16 protein-coding genes and 3 pseudogenes are annotated in these 14472 nt (G+C 69.2%); 18 read left to right on the top strand and 1 reads right to left on the bottom strand.

The window, feature by feature from the left end; all coding sequences use genetic code 11:
* The 14 genes and pseudogenes from ACFYX0_RS35640 to ACFYX0_RS35575 all read left to right on the top strand — a co-directional run.
* Positions 1–1004 (top strand): annotated as a pseudogene (locus tag ACFYX0_RS35640) (hypothetical protein); the annotation flags it as partial.
* On the top strand, positions 1001–1369 hold the full coding sequence (locus ACFYX0_RS35635) for a 4Fe-4S dicluster domain-containing protein (protein ID WP_388976837.1): 369 nt from the start codon (positions 1001–1003) through the stop codon (positions 1367–1369). The pseudogene ACFYX0_RS35640 and the gene ACFYX0_RS35635, both read left to right, overlap by 4 nt.
* 52 nt (positions 1370–1421) lie before the next feature.
* Positions 1422–2321, top strand: a complete 900-nt coding sequence (locus tag ACFYX0_RS35630; RefSeq protein WP_388976834.1) for a TauD/TfdA dioxygenase family protein — start codon at positions 1422–1424, stop codon at positions 2319–2321.
* 103 nt (positions 2322–2424) lie between these two features.
* The gene (locus ACFYX0_RS35625; protein WP_388976832.1) at positions 2425–2883 is read left to right on the top strand and encodes an RrF2 family transcriptional regulator; all 459 of its coding nucleotides are present in this window, start codon (positions 2425–2427) and stop codon (positions 2881–2883) included.
* 138 nt (positions 2884–3021) lie between these two features.
* Positions 3022–3123 (top strand): putative leader peptide, encoded by a 102-nt coding sequence (locus tag ACFYX0_RS35620; RefSeq protein WP_388976829.1) that lies wholly within the window; start codon positions 3022–3024, stop codon positions 3121–3123.
* 193 nt (positions 3124–3316) lie between these two features.
* Complete coding sequence (locus tag ACFYX0_RS35615) at positions 3317–4423, top strand: aliphatic sulfonate ABC transporter substrate-binding protein (RefSeq protein WP_388976826.1); 1107 nt, start codon at positions 3317–3319, stop codon at positions 4421–4423.
* Positions 4424–4477: 54 nt separating this feature from the next.
* Complete coding sequence (locus ACFYX0_RS35610) at positions 4478–5242, top strand: ABC transporter ATP-binding protein (protein WP_388976842.1); 765 nt, start codon at positions 4478–4480, stop codon at positions 5240–5242.
* Positions 5161–5655 (top strand): annotated as a pseudogene (locus ACFYX0_RS35605) (alpha/beta fold hydrolase); the annotation flags it as partial. The gene ACFYX0_RS35610 and the pseudogene ACFYX0_RS35605, both read left to right, overlap by 82 nt.
* Before the next feature lie 203 nt (positions 5656–5858).
* Positions 5859–7334 (top strand): IS21 family transposase, encoded by a 1476-nt coding sequence (gene istA, locus ACFYX0_RS35600; protein ID WP_388976823.1) that lies wholly within the window; start codon positions 5859–5861, stop codon positions 7332–7334.
* A complete protein-coding gene (locus ACFYX0_RS35595) occupies positions 7331–7537 on the top strand; it encodes a hypothetical protein (protein ID WP_388976821.1) in 207 nt (68 codons plus the stop codon). The genes istA and ACFYX0_RS35595 overlap by 4 nt, the downstream gene beginning before the upstream one ends.
* Positions 7534–8307, top strand: a complete 774-nt coding sequence (gene istB, locus ACFYX0_RS35590) for an IS21-like element helper ATPase IstB (RefSeq protein WP_388976818.1) — start codon at positions 7534–7536, stop codon at positions 8305–8307. The genes ACFYX0_RS35595 and istB overlap by 4 nt, the downstream gene beginning before the upstream one ends.
* A gap of 102 nt (positions 8308–8409) precedes the next feature.
* Positions 8410–8931, top strand: a pseudogene (locus ACFYX0_RS35585) (homoserine O-acetyltransferase); the annotation flags it as partial.
* A gap of 421 nt (positions 8932–9352) precedes the next feature.
* Positions 9353–9436, top strand: coding sequence for a putative leader peptide (locus tag ACFYX0_RS35580; protein WP_351945955.1), 84 nt, complete (start codon positions 9353–9355; stop codon positions 9434–9436).
* Positions 9437–9653: 217 nt separating this feature from the next.
* Positions 9654–10217 carry a winged helix-turn-helix domain-containing protein gene (locus ACFYX0_RS35575; RefSeq protein WP_388976816.1) on the top strand — a complete coding sequence of 188 codons (564 nt, stop codon included), beginning with the start codon at positions 9654–9656 and terminating at the stop codon, positions 10215–10217.
* Positions 10218–10256: 39 nt separating this feature from the next.
* Here ACFYX0_RS35575 and ACFYX0_RS35570 read toward each other — a convergent pair whose 3' ends face one another.
* A complete protein-coding gene (locus ACFYX0_RS35570; RefSeq protein WP_388976814.1) occupies positions 10257–10607 on the bottom strand; it encodes a hypothetical protein in 351 nt (116 codons plus the stop codon).
* 128 nt (positions 10608–10735) lie between these two features.
* Here ACFYX0_RS35570 and ACFYX0_RS35565 point away from each other — a divergent pair, with 128 nt between their 5' ends.
* From ACFYX0_RS35565 to ACFYX0_RS35550, 4 genes are all read left to right on the top strand, one after another.
* Positions 10736–11167: an NAD(P)H-dependent oxidoreductase gene (locus ACFYX0_RS35565; protein WP_388976811.1), complete on the top strand. Its 432-nt coding sequence runs from the start codon at positions 10736–10738 to the stop codon at positions 11165–11167.
* 330 nt (positions 11168–11497) lie between these two features.
* Complete coding sequence (locus ACFYX0_RS35560) at positions 11498–12607, top strand: aliphatic sulfonate ABC transporter substrate-binding protein (protein WP_388976809.1); 1110 nt, start codon at positions 11498–11500, stop codon at positions 12605–12607.
* 39 nt (positions 12608–12646) lie between these two features.
* Positions 12647–13444: an ABC transporter ATP-binding protein gene (locus tag ACFYX0_RS35555; RefSeq protein WP_388976806.1), complete on the top strand. Its 798-nt coding sequence runs from the start codon at positions 12647–12649 to the stop codon at positions 13442–13444.
* Positions 13431–14357, top strand: coding sequence for an ABC transporter permease (locus ACFYX0_RS35550; protein ID WP_388976804.1), 927 nt, complete (start codon positions 13431–13433; stop codon positions 14355–14357). Before ACFYX0_RS35555 ends, ACFYX0_RS35550 begins: the two co-directional genes overlap by 14 nt.
* Positions 14358–14472: the final 115 nt, after the last annotated feature.

The following is a 14472-nucleotide window of genomic DNA, read 5'->3' as shown; positions in this document are numbered from 1 at the left end:
GCCGGGAGGGCAGTCGTCAGGCGCGCGAAGCGCGTCAAGCCCGCTACCGCAAGGTAAGCAGGAATCTCCCGGCTTCAGCCGGGAGAGCACTTCAATCGTTCGCGACCTTCTACCACGAGGACGGCACGGTCCTGGAGGGCGCGGCCAGCCAGGGCGGCCGGTCCGTGATCGCGCGGGCGCTGCTCAGCGAGAAGGTGTACTGCCGCCTGGACCGCGCGGACGAGGCGGCCCGGCAGGCGATGCGGCTGGCCCAGCCGAACTTCTTCCTCACCTTCGACCGGCTCGGCATCGACCCCTTCACCCAGCGCTTCGCCGTCACGCTCCTCGCCGAGGGCACCGTGCGCGGCACCGGCGGCATCCGCATCACCGGCGACGACTGCTCCACCACCGTCCCCGGGCTGTACGCGGCCGGCGACGCGGCGACCCGTGAGCTGATCTGCGGCGGTTTCACCGGCGGCGGCAGCCACAACGCCGCCTGGGCCATCTCCTCCGGCATCTGGGCGGGCCGGGGCGCGGCCCGCCACGCCCGCTCGCTCGGCGCACGCGCCGCCACGAGGCGCCTGGTGGCCGTGGGTGGGGCCGGACTGCGGCCCACCGGGGCAGCGGGTCCGGCCGATGGCTTCCGCGAGGTCGTCGCCGCGGTCCAGGCCGAGGTGCTGCCGTACGAGAAGAACTACCTGCGCCACGGCGATCGGCTCACCGCCTCGCTGGAGGTCCTCGACAGCGTCTGGGAGCAGTCTCGGGCCTCCCTGCACGCCGTGGGCGGGGACACCGTACGGGCGAGGCAGGCGGCGGCGATGGCGGCACACGCCCGCTGGATGTACGCGGCTGCACTGGCCCGTACCGAGACCCGCGGTATGGCCAAGCGGCTCGATTTCCCCGCGCAGGACCCCGGCCAGTACCACCGCATCACGACGGGCGGTCTGGACCGGGTGTGGACCCGCGTCGAGCCCCTGTCGAACGCGTCGGCCACGTCAGCCGCACCCCTGGAGGTGGCTTCGTGATCGAGCTGGTCTCGGCGGAACGCTGCATCGCCTGCGACAAGTGCATCAAGGTCTGCCCGACCGATGTCTTCGACCGGGGCGAGGACGGCATCCCGGTGCTCGCCCGCCGCGACGACTGCCAGACCTGCTTCCAGTGCGAGGCGAACTGCCCGGCCGACGCCCTGTTCGTCGCGCCCCTGACCCAGCCGCTGCCCAACGACTCCACCGCCCGGGACGAGGGCCACCTGGCCCGTGCCGGCCTGCTCGGCAGCTACCGCCGTCACATCGGCTGGGGTCGGGGCCGCACGCCCGGCGCGCTGCGGGCCGTCGGCCCTTCCCTCAGCCCGCCAGGGGCCCAGGGAACCTCACCGCCCATCACTTCGTGACCACCCGGCCGATCACGTCCCGGCTGATCACCCCTCGAAAGGACACCCGCGCATGACCACCAGCACCGGTTTCGACGTCCGCAGGATCGGCGGCCGTATCGGCGCCGAGATCTTCGGCGTGGATCTTTCCACCGGCCTCGACCCCGCTGTCGTCACCGAGATCAACTCCGCGCTCCTGGAGCACAAGACGCTCGTCTTCCGCGGCCAGGACCTGGACGACGCGGGCCAGCTCCGCTTCGCCTCCCTCTTCGGTGAGCTGACCACCGCGCACCCGACGGTCCCCTCCGTCGACGGCCAGCCGAACATCCTGCCGGTCGACGGCGACGAGGGGATCCGCGCCAACCAGTGGCACACCGATGTCACCTTCGTCCGTACGCCCCCGAAGGCGTCCACGCTACGCAGCATCGTGGTCCCGCCCTACGGCGGCAACACCCTCATCGCCAACTCGGCCGCGGCGTACCGGGATCTGCCCGAGCCGCTGCGCGAGCTCGCGGACAAGCTCTGGGCCGTACACACCAACGACTACGACTACGCCACCCCGAAGAACGAGAAGGCGGCCGAGCACCGCAAGCGGTTCGTCTCCCGCAAGTACCGCACCGCCCACCCGGTCGTCCGCGTCCACCCCGAGACCGGGGAGCGGGGGCTGTTCATCGGCGGCTTCGCCCAGAGCATCGTGGGCCTCGGCCCGTCCGACTCCCGTGACCTGCTGCGCATCTTCCAGTCGTACGTCACGCGTCCCGAGAACATCGTGCGCGTGGCCTGGACGCCCGGCGACCTCGTCCTGTTCGACAACCGCATCACCCAGCACTACGCCCCCGACGACTACGGCGACCTGCCGCGACTGCTGCACCGGGTGACCGTCGCGGGCGACGTCCCCGCCGGTGTAGACGGCACTCTCAGCCACGTCATCGGGGGCGACGACGCCGCCCACTACACCCCGGCCGCGGCCTGAGCACCGCACCCGCCGCGCACGGCCGCCGGGCAGGGGTATCCGCTCCCGCCCGGCGGCCTGCCGGCAGCGGATACCGACCGAAGCCTTAGTGGATAATGGACGCATGCGGATCTCAGCCAGGGCGGACTACGCGGTACGTGCCGCACTGCAGCTCGCCGCGTCACGCGATGACGGGCCACTGAAGGCCGAGGCCATCGCCGACGCCCAGGGCATCCCGCACAAGTTCCTCGAAAGCATCCTGAACGACATGCGCCGGGGCGGTCTCGTCCTCAGCCAGCGCGGCGGCAACGGCGGCTACCGGCTGGCCAAGCCCGCCGAGTCGATCAGCATCGCCGACGTCATCCGCGTCGTGGAGGGACCCCTGGTCTCGGTACGCGGGGTCCGCCCGCCCGAGTTGTCCTACACCGGCCCCGCCGAGTCACTGCTCCCCTTGTGGATCGCGTTGCGGTCCAACGTGCGCGAGATCCTCGAGGGCGTGTCGCTCGCCGACGTCGCATCGGCCCAACTGCCCGCTTACATAGCCGCACTGACCGACGCCCCGAAAGCCTGGGTCAACCCCTGACACGCGGGGCCGTCGACCGAACATCCCAAAGAGTGAGATAGTCGCGTCCATCATACGAACACCCCCTTGGGGTGAACGCCGCCTTCTGCCACGATCCCTATCAGCCAGATAGGAAAACTGGGGATCCGTGGGGGGGCCATGCGAACGCGCAACCGCGCAGAACTGTCGCTCCCTCTGCTGACCTCGCGCCGCCACATCGACCTCGGCCGCACGTCCAGCGCCCTCTGTCGGCCCGCCTGAGGCCGCCGACAGAAGATCCTTCGGTCGGCAGCGTCACCCGCGCCCGCCCATCCCCGCACAGCTCCGCTTCCGGACCCACGACGGCATTCCCGCCGCCGAGGGCCGACGAATGGAGCGCAGGCGCATGCCCATGAGCTTTGCGCCTCGCGCTTTCGCATCTCCCTGATCAACCCATTCCCGAGAGGACACCTCCGTGTCTGCCGCACGACCGCTCACCACCCTGCGCACCATCGCCGTCGTAGCAGCGCTCCCCCTCCTGCTCACCGCCTGCGGCTACGGATCCGACGCCACCGACGACGGCAAGCAGACCGAGGTCGCGGCGGGCGCCAAGAAGCTCTCCGCCGACGAGGTGAAGATCGGCTACTTCCCCAACCTCACGCACGCCACCGCCCTGGTGGGCGTCCAGGAAGGCCTGCTCCAGAAGGAGCTCGGCGGCACCAAGATCAAGGCCTCGACCTTCAACGCCGGGCCCTCCGAGATCGAGGCGCTCAACGCCGGGTCCATCGACATCGGCTGGATCGGCCCCTCCCCCGCCATCAACGGCTACACCAAGTCGGGCGGCAAGAACCTGCGCATCATCAGCGGTTCCGCCTCCGGTGGCGTGAAGCTCGTCGTGAACCCGAAGAAGATCAAGTCCCTGGACGACGTCAAGGGCAAGAAGATCACCACGCCACAGTTCGGCAACACCCAGGACGTCGCGTTCCTCAACTGGATCGCGGAGAAGGGCTGGAAGGTCGACGCCGAGAGCGGCAAGGGCGATGTCTCCGTCGTCCGCACGGACAACAAGATCACCCCGGACGCCTACAAGTCCGGTTCCATCGACGGAGCCTGGGTGCCGGAGCCGACCGCTTCCAAGCTGGTCGCCGAGGGCGCGAAGGTGATCCTCGACGAGGCCGACCTGTGGCCGGACAAGAAGTTCGTGATCACGAACATCATCGTGTCGCAGAGCTTCCTCAAGGATCACCCGGACGTCGTCGAGGCGGTGCTGCGCGGGTCGGTGAAGACCAATGAGTGGATCAACGCCAACCCGGAGAAGGCGAAGGCGTCCGCCAACACGGCCCTGAAGGAGCTGTCGGGCAAGGCCCTGCCCGCCGACGTGATCGACCCGGCCTGGAAGTCCATCACCTTCCTCGACGACCCGCTGGCCTCGACCCTCAACACCGAGGCGGAGCACGCGGTGAAGGCCGGTCTGCTGGAGAAGCCCGACCTGAAGGGCATCTACGACCTCGCACCGCTCAACAAGGTCCTCAAGGCCGAGGGCAAGGACGAGGTCGACGACGCCGGTCTCGGCGCCAAGTAGCGGAACAGCTGACAAGCGACAACCGCCCCGATGAGTACCCAGGAGGTGACGGCCATGGCCACCACGGTCGCCAAGGCTGTCCAGGACGCCACGGCGGTGACGCACGCCGCCCGTATCGAGCACGTCTCGAAGTCCTTCCCCGCGCCGGGGACGCCCGGCGGGCAGCAGCTCGTGCTGGACGACATCACGCTCGATGTCGCACCGGGCGAGTTCGTCACCCTCCTGGGTGCCTCCGGCTGCGGCAAGTCCACCCTGCTCAACCTGGTCGCGGGACTGGACCTGCCGTCCGCCGGCTCCATCGGCACGGACGGCCGGCCCGCCCTGATGTTCCAGGAGCACGCCTTGTTCCCGTGGCTGACCGCGGGCAAGAACATCGAACTCGCGCTGAAGCTGCGCGGGGTCGCCAAGGCGGAGCGCCGCGCCGAGGCGGAACGGCTGCTGGAACTCGTACGGCTGCAGGGCGCGCACGGCAAGCGGGTGCACGAACTGTCGGGCGGTATGCGGCAGCGCGTCGCGCTGGCCCGGGCGCTCGCCCAGGACAGCCGGCTGCTGCTGATGGACGAGCCGTTCGCCGCGTTGGACGCGATCACCCGCGACGTGCTGCACGACGAGCTGACCCGCATCTGGCAGGAGACGGGACTGTCAGTGCTGTTCGTGACGCACAACGTGCGCGAGGCGGTGAAGTTGGCCCAGCGGGTGGTGCTGCTGTCCTCCCGGCCGGGACGGATCGCCCGGGAATGGACCGTCGGCATCCCGCAGCCGCGCCGCATCGAGGACAGCGCGGTCGCCGAGCTGTCCGTCGAGATCTGCACGCCCTGACCGGCGACAGTCACGTCGTCGGTCCCGCCGAGCCTGGGCACTCCACTCCCGGCTGGTGGGACGGGCTCATCGGTCCCGGGCGCGCGCTCGACACGGACCGCTGGTTCGTCGTGGCTCCGAACGTGCTGGGCGGTTGTCAGGGCAGCACCGGACCGTCGTCGTTCACACCGGATGGAGGCCGCTGGGGCGGTGCCTTCCCCTTCCTGACACAGCGTGACCAGGTTGCCGCCGAGGCGGGCTTGGCCGACGCGTTGGGCGTCGACCGCTGGGCGTTGGTCGTCGGTGGGTCGATGGGCGGGATGCGGGCGCTGGAGTGGGCCGTGTCGTATCCGGAACGGTCTCGGGCGCTTCTGCTGCTCGCCACGACGGCCGCGGCGAGCGCGGAGCAGATCGCCTGGGCGAACATCCAGCTTGACGGCGGCCATGCCAAGCTCCAGGTGGGCGGCCAGTTGAGTCCAGGCTGATGGCCGTCAGAATTCCTGGTGGGCGGCCATCGGCCTGTGGTGTTCCTGATCCCCCTCTCATCCGAAGGAGACCCCTCCGTCCGGTTTGCTGATGTTTGCGCGCAACAGCAACCGGCCGGAGAGGTCCTGTGACGAAGTCTGACAGAGAGATCATGGAAATCCTTGAGGCGTACGACCTGACGAAGACTGTCTGGTCGGCAGCCGAGCTGACGGGGCACGACCCCAAGACCGTCAAGCGTTACGTCCAGGCCCGCGACAGCGGCCGCAACCCCTACGAGCACGCGCCGAGACCGAAGGCCATCGACGCGTTCCTGGAGAAGATCGAGGACTGGGTCGACACCTCGAAGGCGAAGATCCGCGCCGATGTGGTCCACGACCGGCTGGTGAGGATGGGATATCGGGGCAGCCCGCGCTCGACGAGGCGGGCGGTGAACGCGGCGAAGAGCGCGTGGAGGGCAGGCAAGCGTCGCACGTATCGGCCCTGGATTCCCGAGCCGGGGATGTGGCTGCAGTTCGACTGGGGCGAGGGCCCGAAGATCGAGGGCCGGCGGACGTGGCTGTTCTGCGCGTGGCTGTCCTGGTCCCGGTTCCGGGTCGTGATCCCGGTCTGGGACTGCACCCTGGGCACCCTGGTCGCCTGTCTGGACACCACGCTGCGCAGGATCGGCGGAGCACCGACCTACATCCTGACCGACAACGTCAGGACGGTCACCATCGAGCACATCGCCGGGATCCCTGTCCGTCACCCGCAGATGGTCGCCGCCGGCCGGCACTACGGCTGCCAGGTCATGACGTGTGTGCCCTACGACCCGGAGTCCAAGGGCGGCGCGGAGGCCACCGTCCGTATCGCCAAGGCCGACCTGGTGCCCACCGAGGCGAACCTGCTGCCGCAGTACGCCGCCTTCGCCGAACTCGCCGACGCCTGCCGCATCTGGTGCGATCAGGTCAACGCCCGCCGCCACCGGGCGACGGGGCAGATACCCGACGACCGCCTCGACATCGAACGCACCACCCTGCACGTCCTGCCCGACGAACCCCTCGCGCTCGCGCTCGGCGAGGAACGCACCGTCCGTGACGATCGCACGGTCAGCTTCGGATCGGTGCGTTACTCCACCCCGCCCGGCTATACCGGCGCCCGGGTGTGGTGCCGGGTCGTCGGCGAGGAGCTGTCCATCACCGCCCGCACCAACTCCGGTGACCTGTCCGAGATCTGGCGCCATCGGCTGTCCATCCCGGGCATCCCGCAGATCATCGACGAGCACTACCCCGACCACCCTGACGGCCGCAGCGTCCACCAGCCCAGGCTGCGGCCCCGCACCGAGGCCGAGATCGCTTTCGTCGCCATCGGACCCGGCGCCGGACGCTGGCTGAAGGAAGCAGGACCCGCCGGCGCGAGCCGGATCAGGGCGAAGATGGCCCGCGCCGTCGAACTCGCCACGATCCTGGGCACCGGCAAGGTCGACGAGGCGTTGGGCCTGGCCGCGGCGGCGGGCCGCTTCGGTGACGAGGACCTGCCCTCGATCCTGGACCACCTGGCCGCCAGCCGGCCGCCCGGCGACCTCGTCCGCGTCGACGAGACGCACTCCGTCCAGCCGGGCACCGGCGGCTGGCAGGCGATGGGCCAGTGACCGGCCCCTCTCCCGCGCTGTCCCTGCCTTGTGACCACGTCCTCGAACTACGACGGGTCCTGCTCCGCGCCGCCGAGCACCTCGCCCACGGCCGACTCCCCACCCAGATCCTCCACGACCTCCACTACAACGCCGCCCGCCTCGAAATCGCCCTGGAACAAGGGCCGATACCCCCGCACCACACCAAGGAAGCTCCGCGATGACCTACCCCGCCGCCCCTGCCATCCCCGAGGAACTCGAGAAACTCCTGAAGCGGATGCGCCTGCCCTACCTGCGCAAGGCCGCCCCCGACGTGCTGGCCACCGCCCGGGCCCAGCGATGGGACCCCGCCGAGGTCCTGCGGGTCCTGGTCGCCGAGGAAGTCACCGGCCGCGACGCCGCCACCCGCCGCCTGCGACGCTCCTCGGCGAACTTCCCCACCGGCAAGACCCTTGCGTCCTGGCGGGCCGAGGACTCCACCATCCCCGAGCCCACCCAGAACGCCCTGGCCACCCTGGAATGGGTCGGCCGGGCGGAGAACCTCGTCATCACCGGCGCCTCCGGCACGGGAAAGTCGCACTTCACCGAGGGGCTGGCCCATGCGGCGATCGAGAAGGACCTGAAGGTGGCCTGGTTCACCCTGGAGTCGCTGACCGCCACGATCACCAAGTCCAAGGTCGACGGCTCGACCGCCCGCACGGTCGCGAAGATCTGCCGGGCCGACCTCATCGTGATCGACGACATCGGGATGCTGCCCGCCGGCGAGGACGCCGCCGAAGCCTTCTACCGCATCGTCGACGCCGCCTACGAACGACGCTCCATCGCCGCGACCAGCAACATCCACCCCTCGGGCTTCGACACGATCATGCCCAAGACCCTCGCCACCGCGACCGTCGACCGCCTCCTCCACCACGCCCACCTCGTGGTCACCAAGGGCGACTCACACCGGCTCTCGCAGGCCCTCGCCGGCCAGGGCGTCATCGCTCTGAACTGATCCCACCCCAGGAACACCACTGGCCATCAGCCTGGAATTCTGATGGCCACGAGCCGGGAGAACCCCCGGCCGCCCACCTGGGTATCCCGATGGCCGTTGACAATCCAGCTCCATGCCATTCGCAGCGACCCGCACTGGCGTGGCGGCGACTACCACGACGCCGGCCCCGGGCTCGGCCCGCATGCGGGGCTCGGCCTGGCCCGTCGCCTGGCCCATGTCACCTATCGCAGCGAACCTGAGCTCCAGGTCCGCTTCGGGCGCGCGCCGCAGGGTACGGGGAACGGCGGCCGGTTCCAGGTCGAGTCCTACCTCGACCACCACGCCGTCAAGCTCGTGAGCCGCTTCGACGCGGGCAGCTACGTCACCCTGGCAGAGGCCATGAACAGTCATAACGTCGGTCGCGACCGGGGCGGTACGCGCGCCGCCCTGAGCCGTGTGATGGCCAGGACCCTCGTCGCGGGCGTCGACTCGGAACGCCTCTATCCGCTGTCCCAGCAAGCGGAGTTGGCGGCCGGGATCCCAACAGCGGATCACGTCCGGGTGGTCGAATCCCCGTACGGTCACGACGGCTTCCTCATCGAAGTGGAACAAGTCGCCGAACTCGTGCTCGAACTCGTCGACTAGACCGCGCGGGGTGGCCGTGGCCTCGCCCTCCGTTCCCCGCGGCCAGCGCGGTGACCCTGCGCGGCGAAGCGGTGCTCCTGGGCGTGGCCATGAATCTCCTCGCGTCGGGACCGACCAGCTTCCTGCTTCGTATGGCCTTCGGCGTCCAGAGCACCTTCGACACCCCGAGCCTCGCCAGGCTACCGGTCCGGCCGCGGCCCCGGGTTCCGTGTCGTCCGCAATGGGGGTCGGCACTCACCGTGTTTTCAGGTTGATACGACCATCGATGACGGAGCTTTCCGCAGGCACCGATTGCCGCTGTCACGGACCAGTGGCGTTGAGCGCCTCTTCAAGCAGCCCGACCCAGTGAAATTCCCCACTATCCCTATCGATTTAGTAGAGAAGCGTTGACGCCGTCGTTGCGCTCACCCACCATGGGGCCATGTCCCGCGCGCAGCAGCCCCTGGTACGCCGCCGGCACGTCGACTTCCGTCGAGTGGCCAGCGCCGTCTGCCGACGCGGCTAGAAAGCGGCCGGCGCTCAGCAGCGCATCTGCTCGTCCATCTCCTCTCTCCTTTGGCTCGCAGGTGCGACAGATGGCTGAGCCATCGCCGCACTGGGTCTCCACGCGACCTCCCATCGAACAGTCGCTCCGGCTCGTCCGGGTTTATGCCCCCTCTGGCTCGACGCATCGACCTGGCGCCAAAACAACTCCCCATGCACAGGGAAGGGACTACAAAGCCATGACTTCGGCACCCTCGTCTCACGCCACTCTGCTCCACGCCCCGCTGACCGCCCCTCGTCGCCTGCGTCTTGTACACGAAGAGCCACAAGAGGAGGAAGGAGGCGGCACACCGCCCGGCGACGGCTCACCGCTCGTGGGCTATCTGGTGCTGCTTCCCAAGGGGGTCGACCCGGCCGCTCTCTTCGCCGACGCGGGACTGCGGCCACAGATCCACCCGGTCGCCCCCGACGCCGTACCGCTCCCGACGCGCACGCCGGACCAGTCGGTCCTGGCCGATGGCCCGATCCGTATCGATGCCGAGCGCCATGTCGCTGAGTTGGAGGGAGAGGAACTCGACCTCACTTATCTGGAGTTCGCCCTGCTGACCCGGCTCGTGGCTCATCCTCACCGAGTCCACACCCGCGAACAGTTGGTCGAGCACGTGTGGGGTCACACCCATATGGGGGATGGACGCACCGTCGACGTGCACGTCGCACGTATGCGCCGAAAGCTGGGCTCGGCACACCGGCAGCGGATCGTCACAGTGCGTCGGGTGGGGTACAAGTACGTGCCCGCCCCCTGAGACGGCCGCCTGGGGCGGTTCCGCGATCGGGACAACCGGTCAGTGGTACGTCATCCAATCCACGATCTGTACCGCCGCCCTGGCCGTCTCCTTGGCCCGGCAGTGGGCGGGGCGCCTGCGGGCGATGCCGTCCAGGTCAAGGTGGGCGGCAAAGGTGCGGTGTGCCGCCAGCCCCCATGCACACGCCCACAGATGGGGGTGCTCGGTGATGTGGTGCACCGCGGCGGCGGCCAGGTGGCAGCGGTGCACGGTGTCCAGCGGCACGAGCGTCACCCACAACCAGGTGAGTTCGCCGCTTCCCAGCACGTGCTCCCGGGAGGCGAGCCGCCACTCAAGCACGTCCCGCGCGCGCAGCAGGGTGGCCAGCGTGGCGTGCCGCTGAGCCGCCATCGGACTGCCCGGCGCGCTGGGTGGCCCCTCCTCTGCGGAGGCCTCTCCAACACCTCCCCGCACGGCCTGTCCGCTGCGCCGCCTGGACGCCCGGCTCGCAGCCCAGGGACACGACGTGATCGCCCTCGATGTTTGCACTTTTCTGGCCGAAGCCTTGCTGCAGGCGGGCGATCGGACACCCGGAGACAGTCCACGCCATCGAGCGCTTCCGTAGCGCCGACGGCGTAGTCATCGGCATCCCGGTCTACAAGGCCGCGTACTCCGGGCAGCTGAAGGCGTTGCTCGATCTGCTGCCGCAGTGCGCGCTGGAGGGCGTGACCGTGCTGCCGCTGGCAATCGGCGGGAGCATGGCACACGCCCTGGCGATCGACTACGGGCTGCGCCCGGTGCACCTCCATGGGCCCCGCGCACATCACGCCAGCTGGTTCGTGCTGGACAAGCACATCGATGTGCGGGAGGACGCGGGGGCGTCGTGGAGCCCGCCGCACGTGAGGCACTTGAGCGGTCGCCGATCAGTTCTCCGCCTCGCTCGGCGTGTGGGTCTGGAGGCAGCTGCGTGAGCGATCCCCTCGTCCGGGAAAAATCGCTGACACGCTGGGCCAATCGCCACCCATCCCGAGGATTGAGATATTCGCGTCCATCGTGTGAACACCCTCTTGGGGTGGGTGCCACCTTCTGTCACGATCCCTAGCAGCCAGGTAGGAAAACTAGGGATCAGGGGGCGGCCATGGGAGCGCTCAGCTGCGCAGACCGGGTGCTGCCCGTGCTGACCTCGCGTCGTCACATCGACTTCGGCCGTACGTCCACCGCCATCTGTCGGCCGGTCTGAGACCTCAGCACGCCATCCCACACCTCTTTGACCACCCCTCCTTCCCTGAGAGGACACCTCCGTGTCTGCCGCAAGACCGCTCACCACCCTGCGCACCCTCGCCGCCATAGCCGCGCTTCCCCTCCTGCTCACCGCCTGCGGTTACGGTTCCAAGTCCACCGATGACGGCAAGCAGACCCCGGCGGCCGCGGCGGGCGCCAAGAAGCTCTCCGCCGACGAAGTGAAGATCGGCTACTTCCCCAACCTCACGCATGCCACCGCTCTGGTGGGTGTCCAGGAGGGCCTGTTCCAGAAGGAGCTCGGCGGCACCACGATCAAGGCCTCAACCTTCAACGCCGGGCCCTCCGAGATCGAGGCGCTGAACGCCGGGTCCATCGACATCGGCTGGATCGGTCCCTCCCCCTCCATCAACGGCTACACCAAGTCGAACGGCAAGAACCTGCGCATCATCGGCGGTTCCGCCTCCGGCGGCGTGAAGCTCGTCGTCAACCCGAAGAAGATCAAGTCCCTGAAGGACGTCAAGGGCAAGAAGATCGCCACCCCACAGCTCGGCAACACCCAGGACGTCGCGTTCCTCAACTGGATCGCGGACCAGGGCTGGAAGGTCGACGCCGAGAGCGGCAAGGGAGACGTCTCCGTCGTCCGTACCGACAACAAGATCACCCCGGACGCCTACAAGTCCAACTCCATCGACGGCGCGTGGGTGCCGGAGCCGACCGCGTCCAAGCTGGTCGCCGAGGGCGGCAAGGTCCTACTCGACGAGTCGACGCTGTGGCCCGACAAGAAGTTCGTGATCACGAACATCATCGTGTCGCAGAAGTTCCTCAAGGAACACCCGGACGTCGTCGAGGCCGTGCTGCGCGGCTCGGTGAAGACCAACGCGTGGATCAACGCCAACCCGGACGAGGCGAAGGCCTCCGCCAACAAGGCGCTGGAAAAGCTGTCGGGCAAGGCGCTTCCCGCCGAGGTCATCGACCCCGCCTGGAAGTCCATCCAGTTCACCGACGACCCGCTGGCCTCGACCCTCAACACCGAGGCGGAGCACGCGGTCAAGGCCGGTCTGCTGGAGAAGCCCGACCTGAAGGGCATCTACGACCTCACGCTCCTCAACAAGGTCCTGAAGGCCGAAGGCAAGAGCGAGGTCGACGACGCCGGCCTCGGCGCCGAGTAACCAGCAACCGGACCCGATGAGTTCCCAGGAGGTGCGACCATGGCCACCACGATCGCCAGGGCTGCCGAGGACGCCACGGCGGTGACGTACGCCGCCCGGATCGAGCACGTCTCGAAGTCCTTCCCCGCACCGGGCACGCCCAGCGGACGGCAGCTCGTGCTGGACGACATCACGCTCGACGTCGCACCGGGCGAGTTCGTCACCCTCCTGGGAGCCTCCGGCTGCGGCAAGTCCACCCTGCTCAACCTGGTCGCGGCACTGGACCAGCCGTCCACGGGCACGATCGCCACGGACGGCCGGCCCGCCCTGATGTTCCAGGAGCACGCCCTCTTCCCATGGCTGACCGCGGGCAAGAACATCGAACTCGCCCTGAAACTGCGCGGCGTGGCCAAGCAGGAGCGCCGCACCGAGGCGGAACGGCTGCTGGAACTCGTACGACTGCAGGACGCCCACCGCAAGCGGGTGCATGAGCTGTCGGGCGGTATGCGCCAGCGGGTCGCTCTGGCCCGGGCGCTGGCCCAGGACAGCCGACTGCTGCTGATGGACGAGCCGTTCGCCGCGCTCGACGCCATCACCCGGGACGTGCTGCACGACGAGCTGACCCGCATCTGGAGTGAGACGGGACTGTCGGTGCTGTTCGTGACGCACAACGTGCGCGAGGCGGTACGGCTTGCACAGCGAGTGGTGCTGCTGTCCTCCCGCCCGGGCCGCATCGCCCGGGAGTGGACCGTCGGCATTCCGCAGCCACGCCGCATCGAGGACAGCGCGGTCGCCGAGCTGTCCGTCGAGATCACCGAAGAACTGCGTGGGGAGATCCGCCGCCATGGCCAGCACTGATACCGGCGTCGACACCGAGAAGGACGGCTCCACGGTGGCCGAGCAGACCCGGGACGCTTACGGTCTGGCGGGACTGGAAGCCGGCCTCGACGCCCTGGACTCGGTGCAGTCCGGCCGCACGCCGCTGCGCGAGACCCTGTTGCGCAAGGTCCTGCCCCCCGTCACTGCCGTGGCACTGGTGCTGGTCGTCTGGCAACTGCTGGTGTGGGCGAACGTCGCCCCCGACTACAAGCTGCCCGCGCCCTCCGATGTGTGGGGTGAGGTAAGCGATGCCTGGGTCCAGGGCACCCTGCTCGACTACATCTGGACATCCGTCTCCCGCGGTCTGCTCGGCTTCCTGCTGGCGCTCGCCATCGGTACGCCGCTCGGCCTGCTCGTCGCCCGGGTGGCCTTCGTCCGGGCGGCCATCGGCCCCATCCTGTCCGGCCTGCAGTCGCTGCCGTCCGTGGCCTGGGTGCCGCCCGCCGTGATCTGGCTGGGCCTGAACGACAAGATGATGTACGCCGTGATCCTGCTCGGCGCGGTCCCGTCCATCGCCAACGGCCTCGTCGCGGGCATCGACCAGATTCCGCCGCTGTTCCTGCGGGCCGGCCGGACGATGGGCGCAACCGGCCTGCGCGGGGCCTGGCACATCGTGATGCCGGGGGCGCTCCCTGGCTATCTGGCAGGGCTGAAGCAGGGCTGGGCGTTCTCGTGGCGGTCCCTGATGGCCGCCGAGATCATCGCATCCTCGCCTGATCTGGGCGTCGGTCTGGGCCAGTTGCTGGAGAACGGGCGGAACAACTCCAGCATGCCCCAGGTGTTCCTGGCCATCTTCCTGATCCTGCTCGTGGGCATCGCCATCGATCTGCTGAGCTTCAGCCCGCTGGAGCGGTGGGTGCTGCGCAGCCGCGGCCTGCTGGTCACCCGCTGAACGAACGGATCCCGAGCGGCGGCGGGTGCGCCGCCCGATCCCGTCAGCCACCGGCGCCCACGCACACGGCACCGGCCCGCAGAGGCGTCATCGCCTCACAGCGGAGCCGGTGCTG

Source organism: Streptomyces sp. NPDC002573, from assembly GCF_042889625.1.
Taxonomy (GTDB): domain Bacteria; phylum Actinomycetota; class Actinomycetes; order Streptomycetales; family Streptomycetaceae; genus Streptomyces; species Streptomyces gibsoniae.
This window is presented reverse-complemented; position numbering and strand designations above follow the sequence as displayed.

Coding starts and splice junctions, on each gene's coding strand:
- ACFYX0_RS35630 (WP_388976834.1), top strand. CDS start 1,422: ATGACCACCAGCACCGGTTTCGACGTCCGCAGGATCGGCGGCCGTATC.
- ACFYX0_RS35625 (WP_388976832.1), top strand. CDS start 2,425: ATGCGGATCTCAGCCAGGGCGGACTACGCGGTACGTGCCGCACTGCAG.
- ACFYX0_RS35620 (WP_388976829.1), top strand. CDS start 3,022: ATGCGAACGCGCAACCGCGCAGAACTGTCGCTCCCTCTGCTGACCTCG.
- ACFYX0_RS35610 (WP_388976842.1), top strand. CDS start 4,478: ATGGCCACCACGGTCGCCAAGGCTGTCCAGGACGCCACGGCGGTGACG.
- istA (WP_388976823.1), top strand. CDS start 5,859: ATGGAAATCCTTGAGGCGTACGACCTGACGAAGACTGTCTGGTCGGCA.
- istB (WP_388976818.1), top strand. CDS start 7,534: ATGACCTACCCCGCCGCCCCTGCCATCCCCGAGGAACTCGAGAAACTC.
- ACFYX0_RS35580 (WP_351945955.1), top strand. CDS start 9,353: ATGTCCCGCGCGCAGCAGCCCCTGGTACGCCGCCGGCACGTCGACTTC.
- ACFYX0_RS35575 (WP_388976816.1), top strand. CDS start 9,654: ATGACTTCGGCACCCTCGTCTCACGCCACTCTGCTCCACGCCCCGCTG.
- ACFYX0_RS35570 (WP_388976814.1), bottom strand. CDS start 10,607: ATGGCGGCTCAGCGGCACGCCACGCTGGCCACCCTGCTGCGCGCGCGG.
- ACFYX0_RS35565 (WP_388976811.1), top strand. CDS start 10,736: ATGTTTGCACTTTTCTGGCCGAAGCCTTGCTGCAGGCGGGCGATCGGA.
- ACFYX0_RS35555 (WP_388976806.1), top strand. CDS start 12,647: ATGGCCACCACGATCGCCAGGGCTGCCGAGGACGCCACGGCGGTGACG.
- ACFYX0_RS35550 (WP_388976804.1), top strand. CDS start 13,431: ATGGCCAGCACTGATACCGGCGTCGACACCGAGAAGGACGGCTCCACG.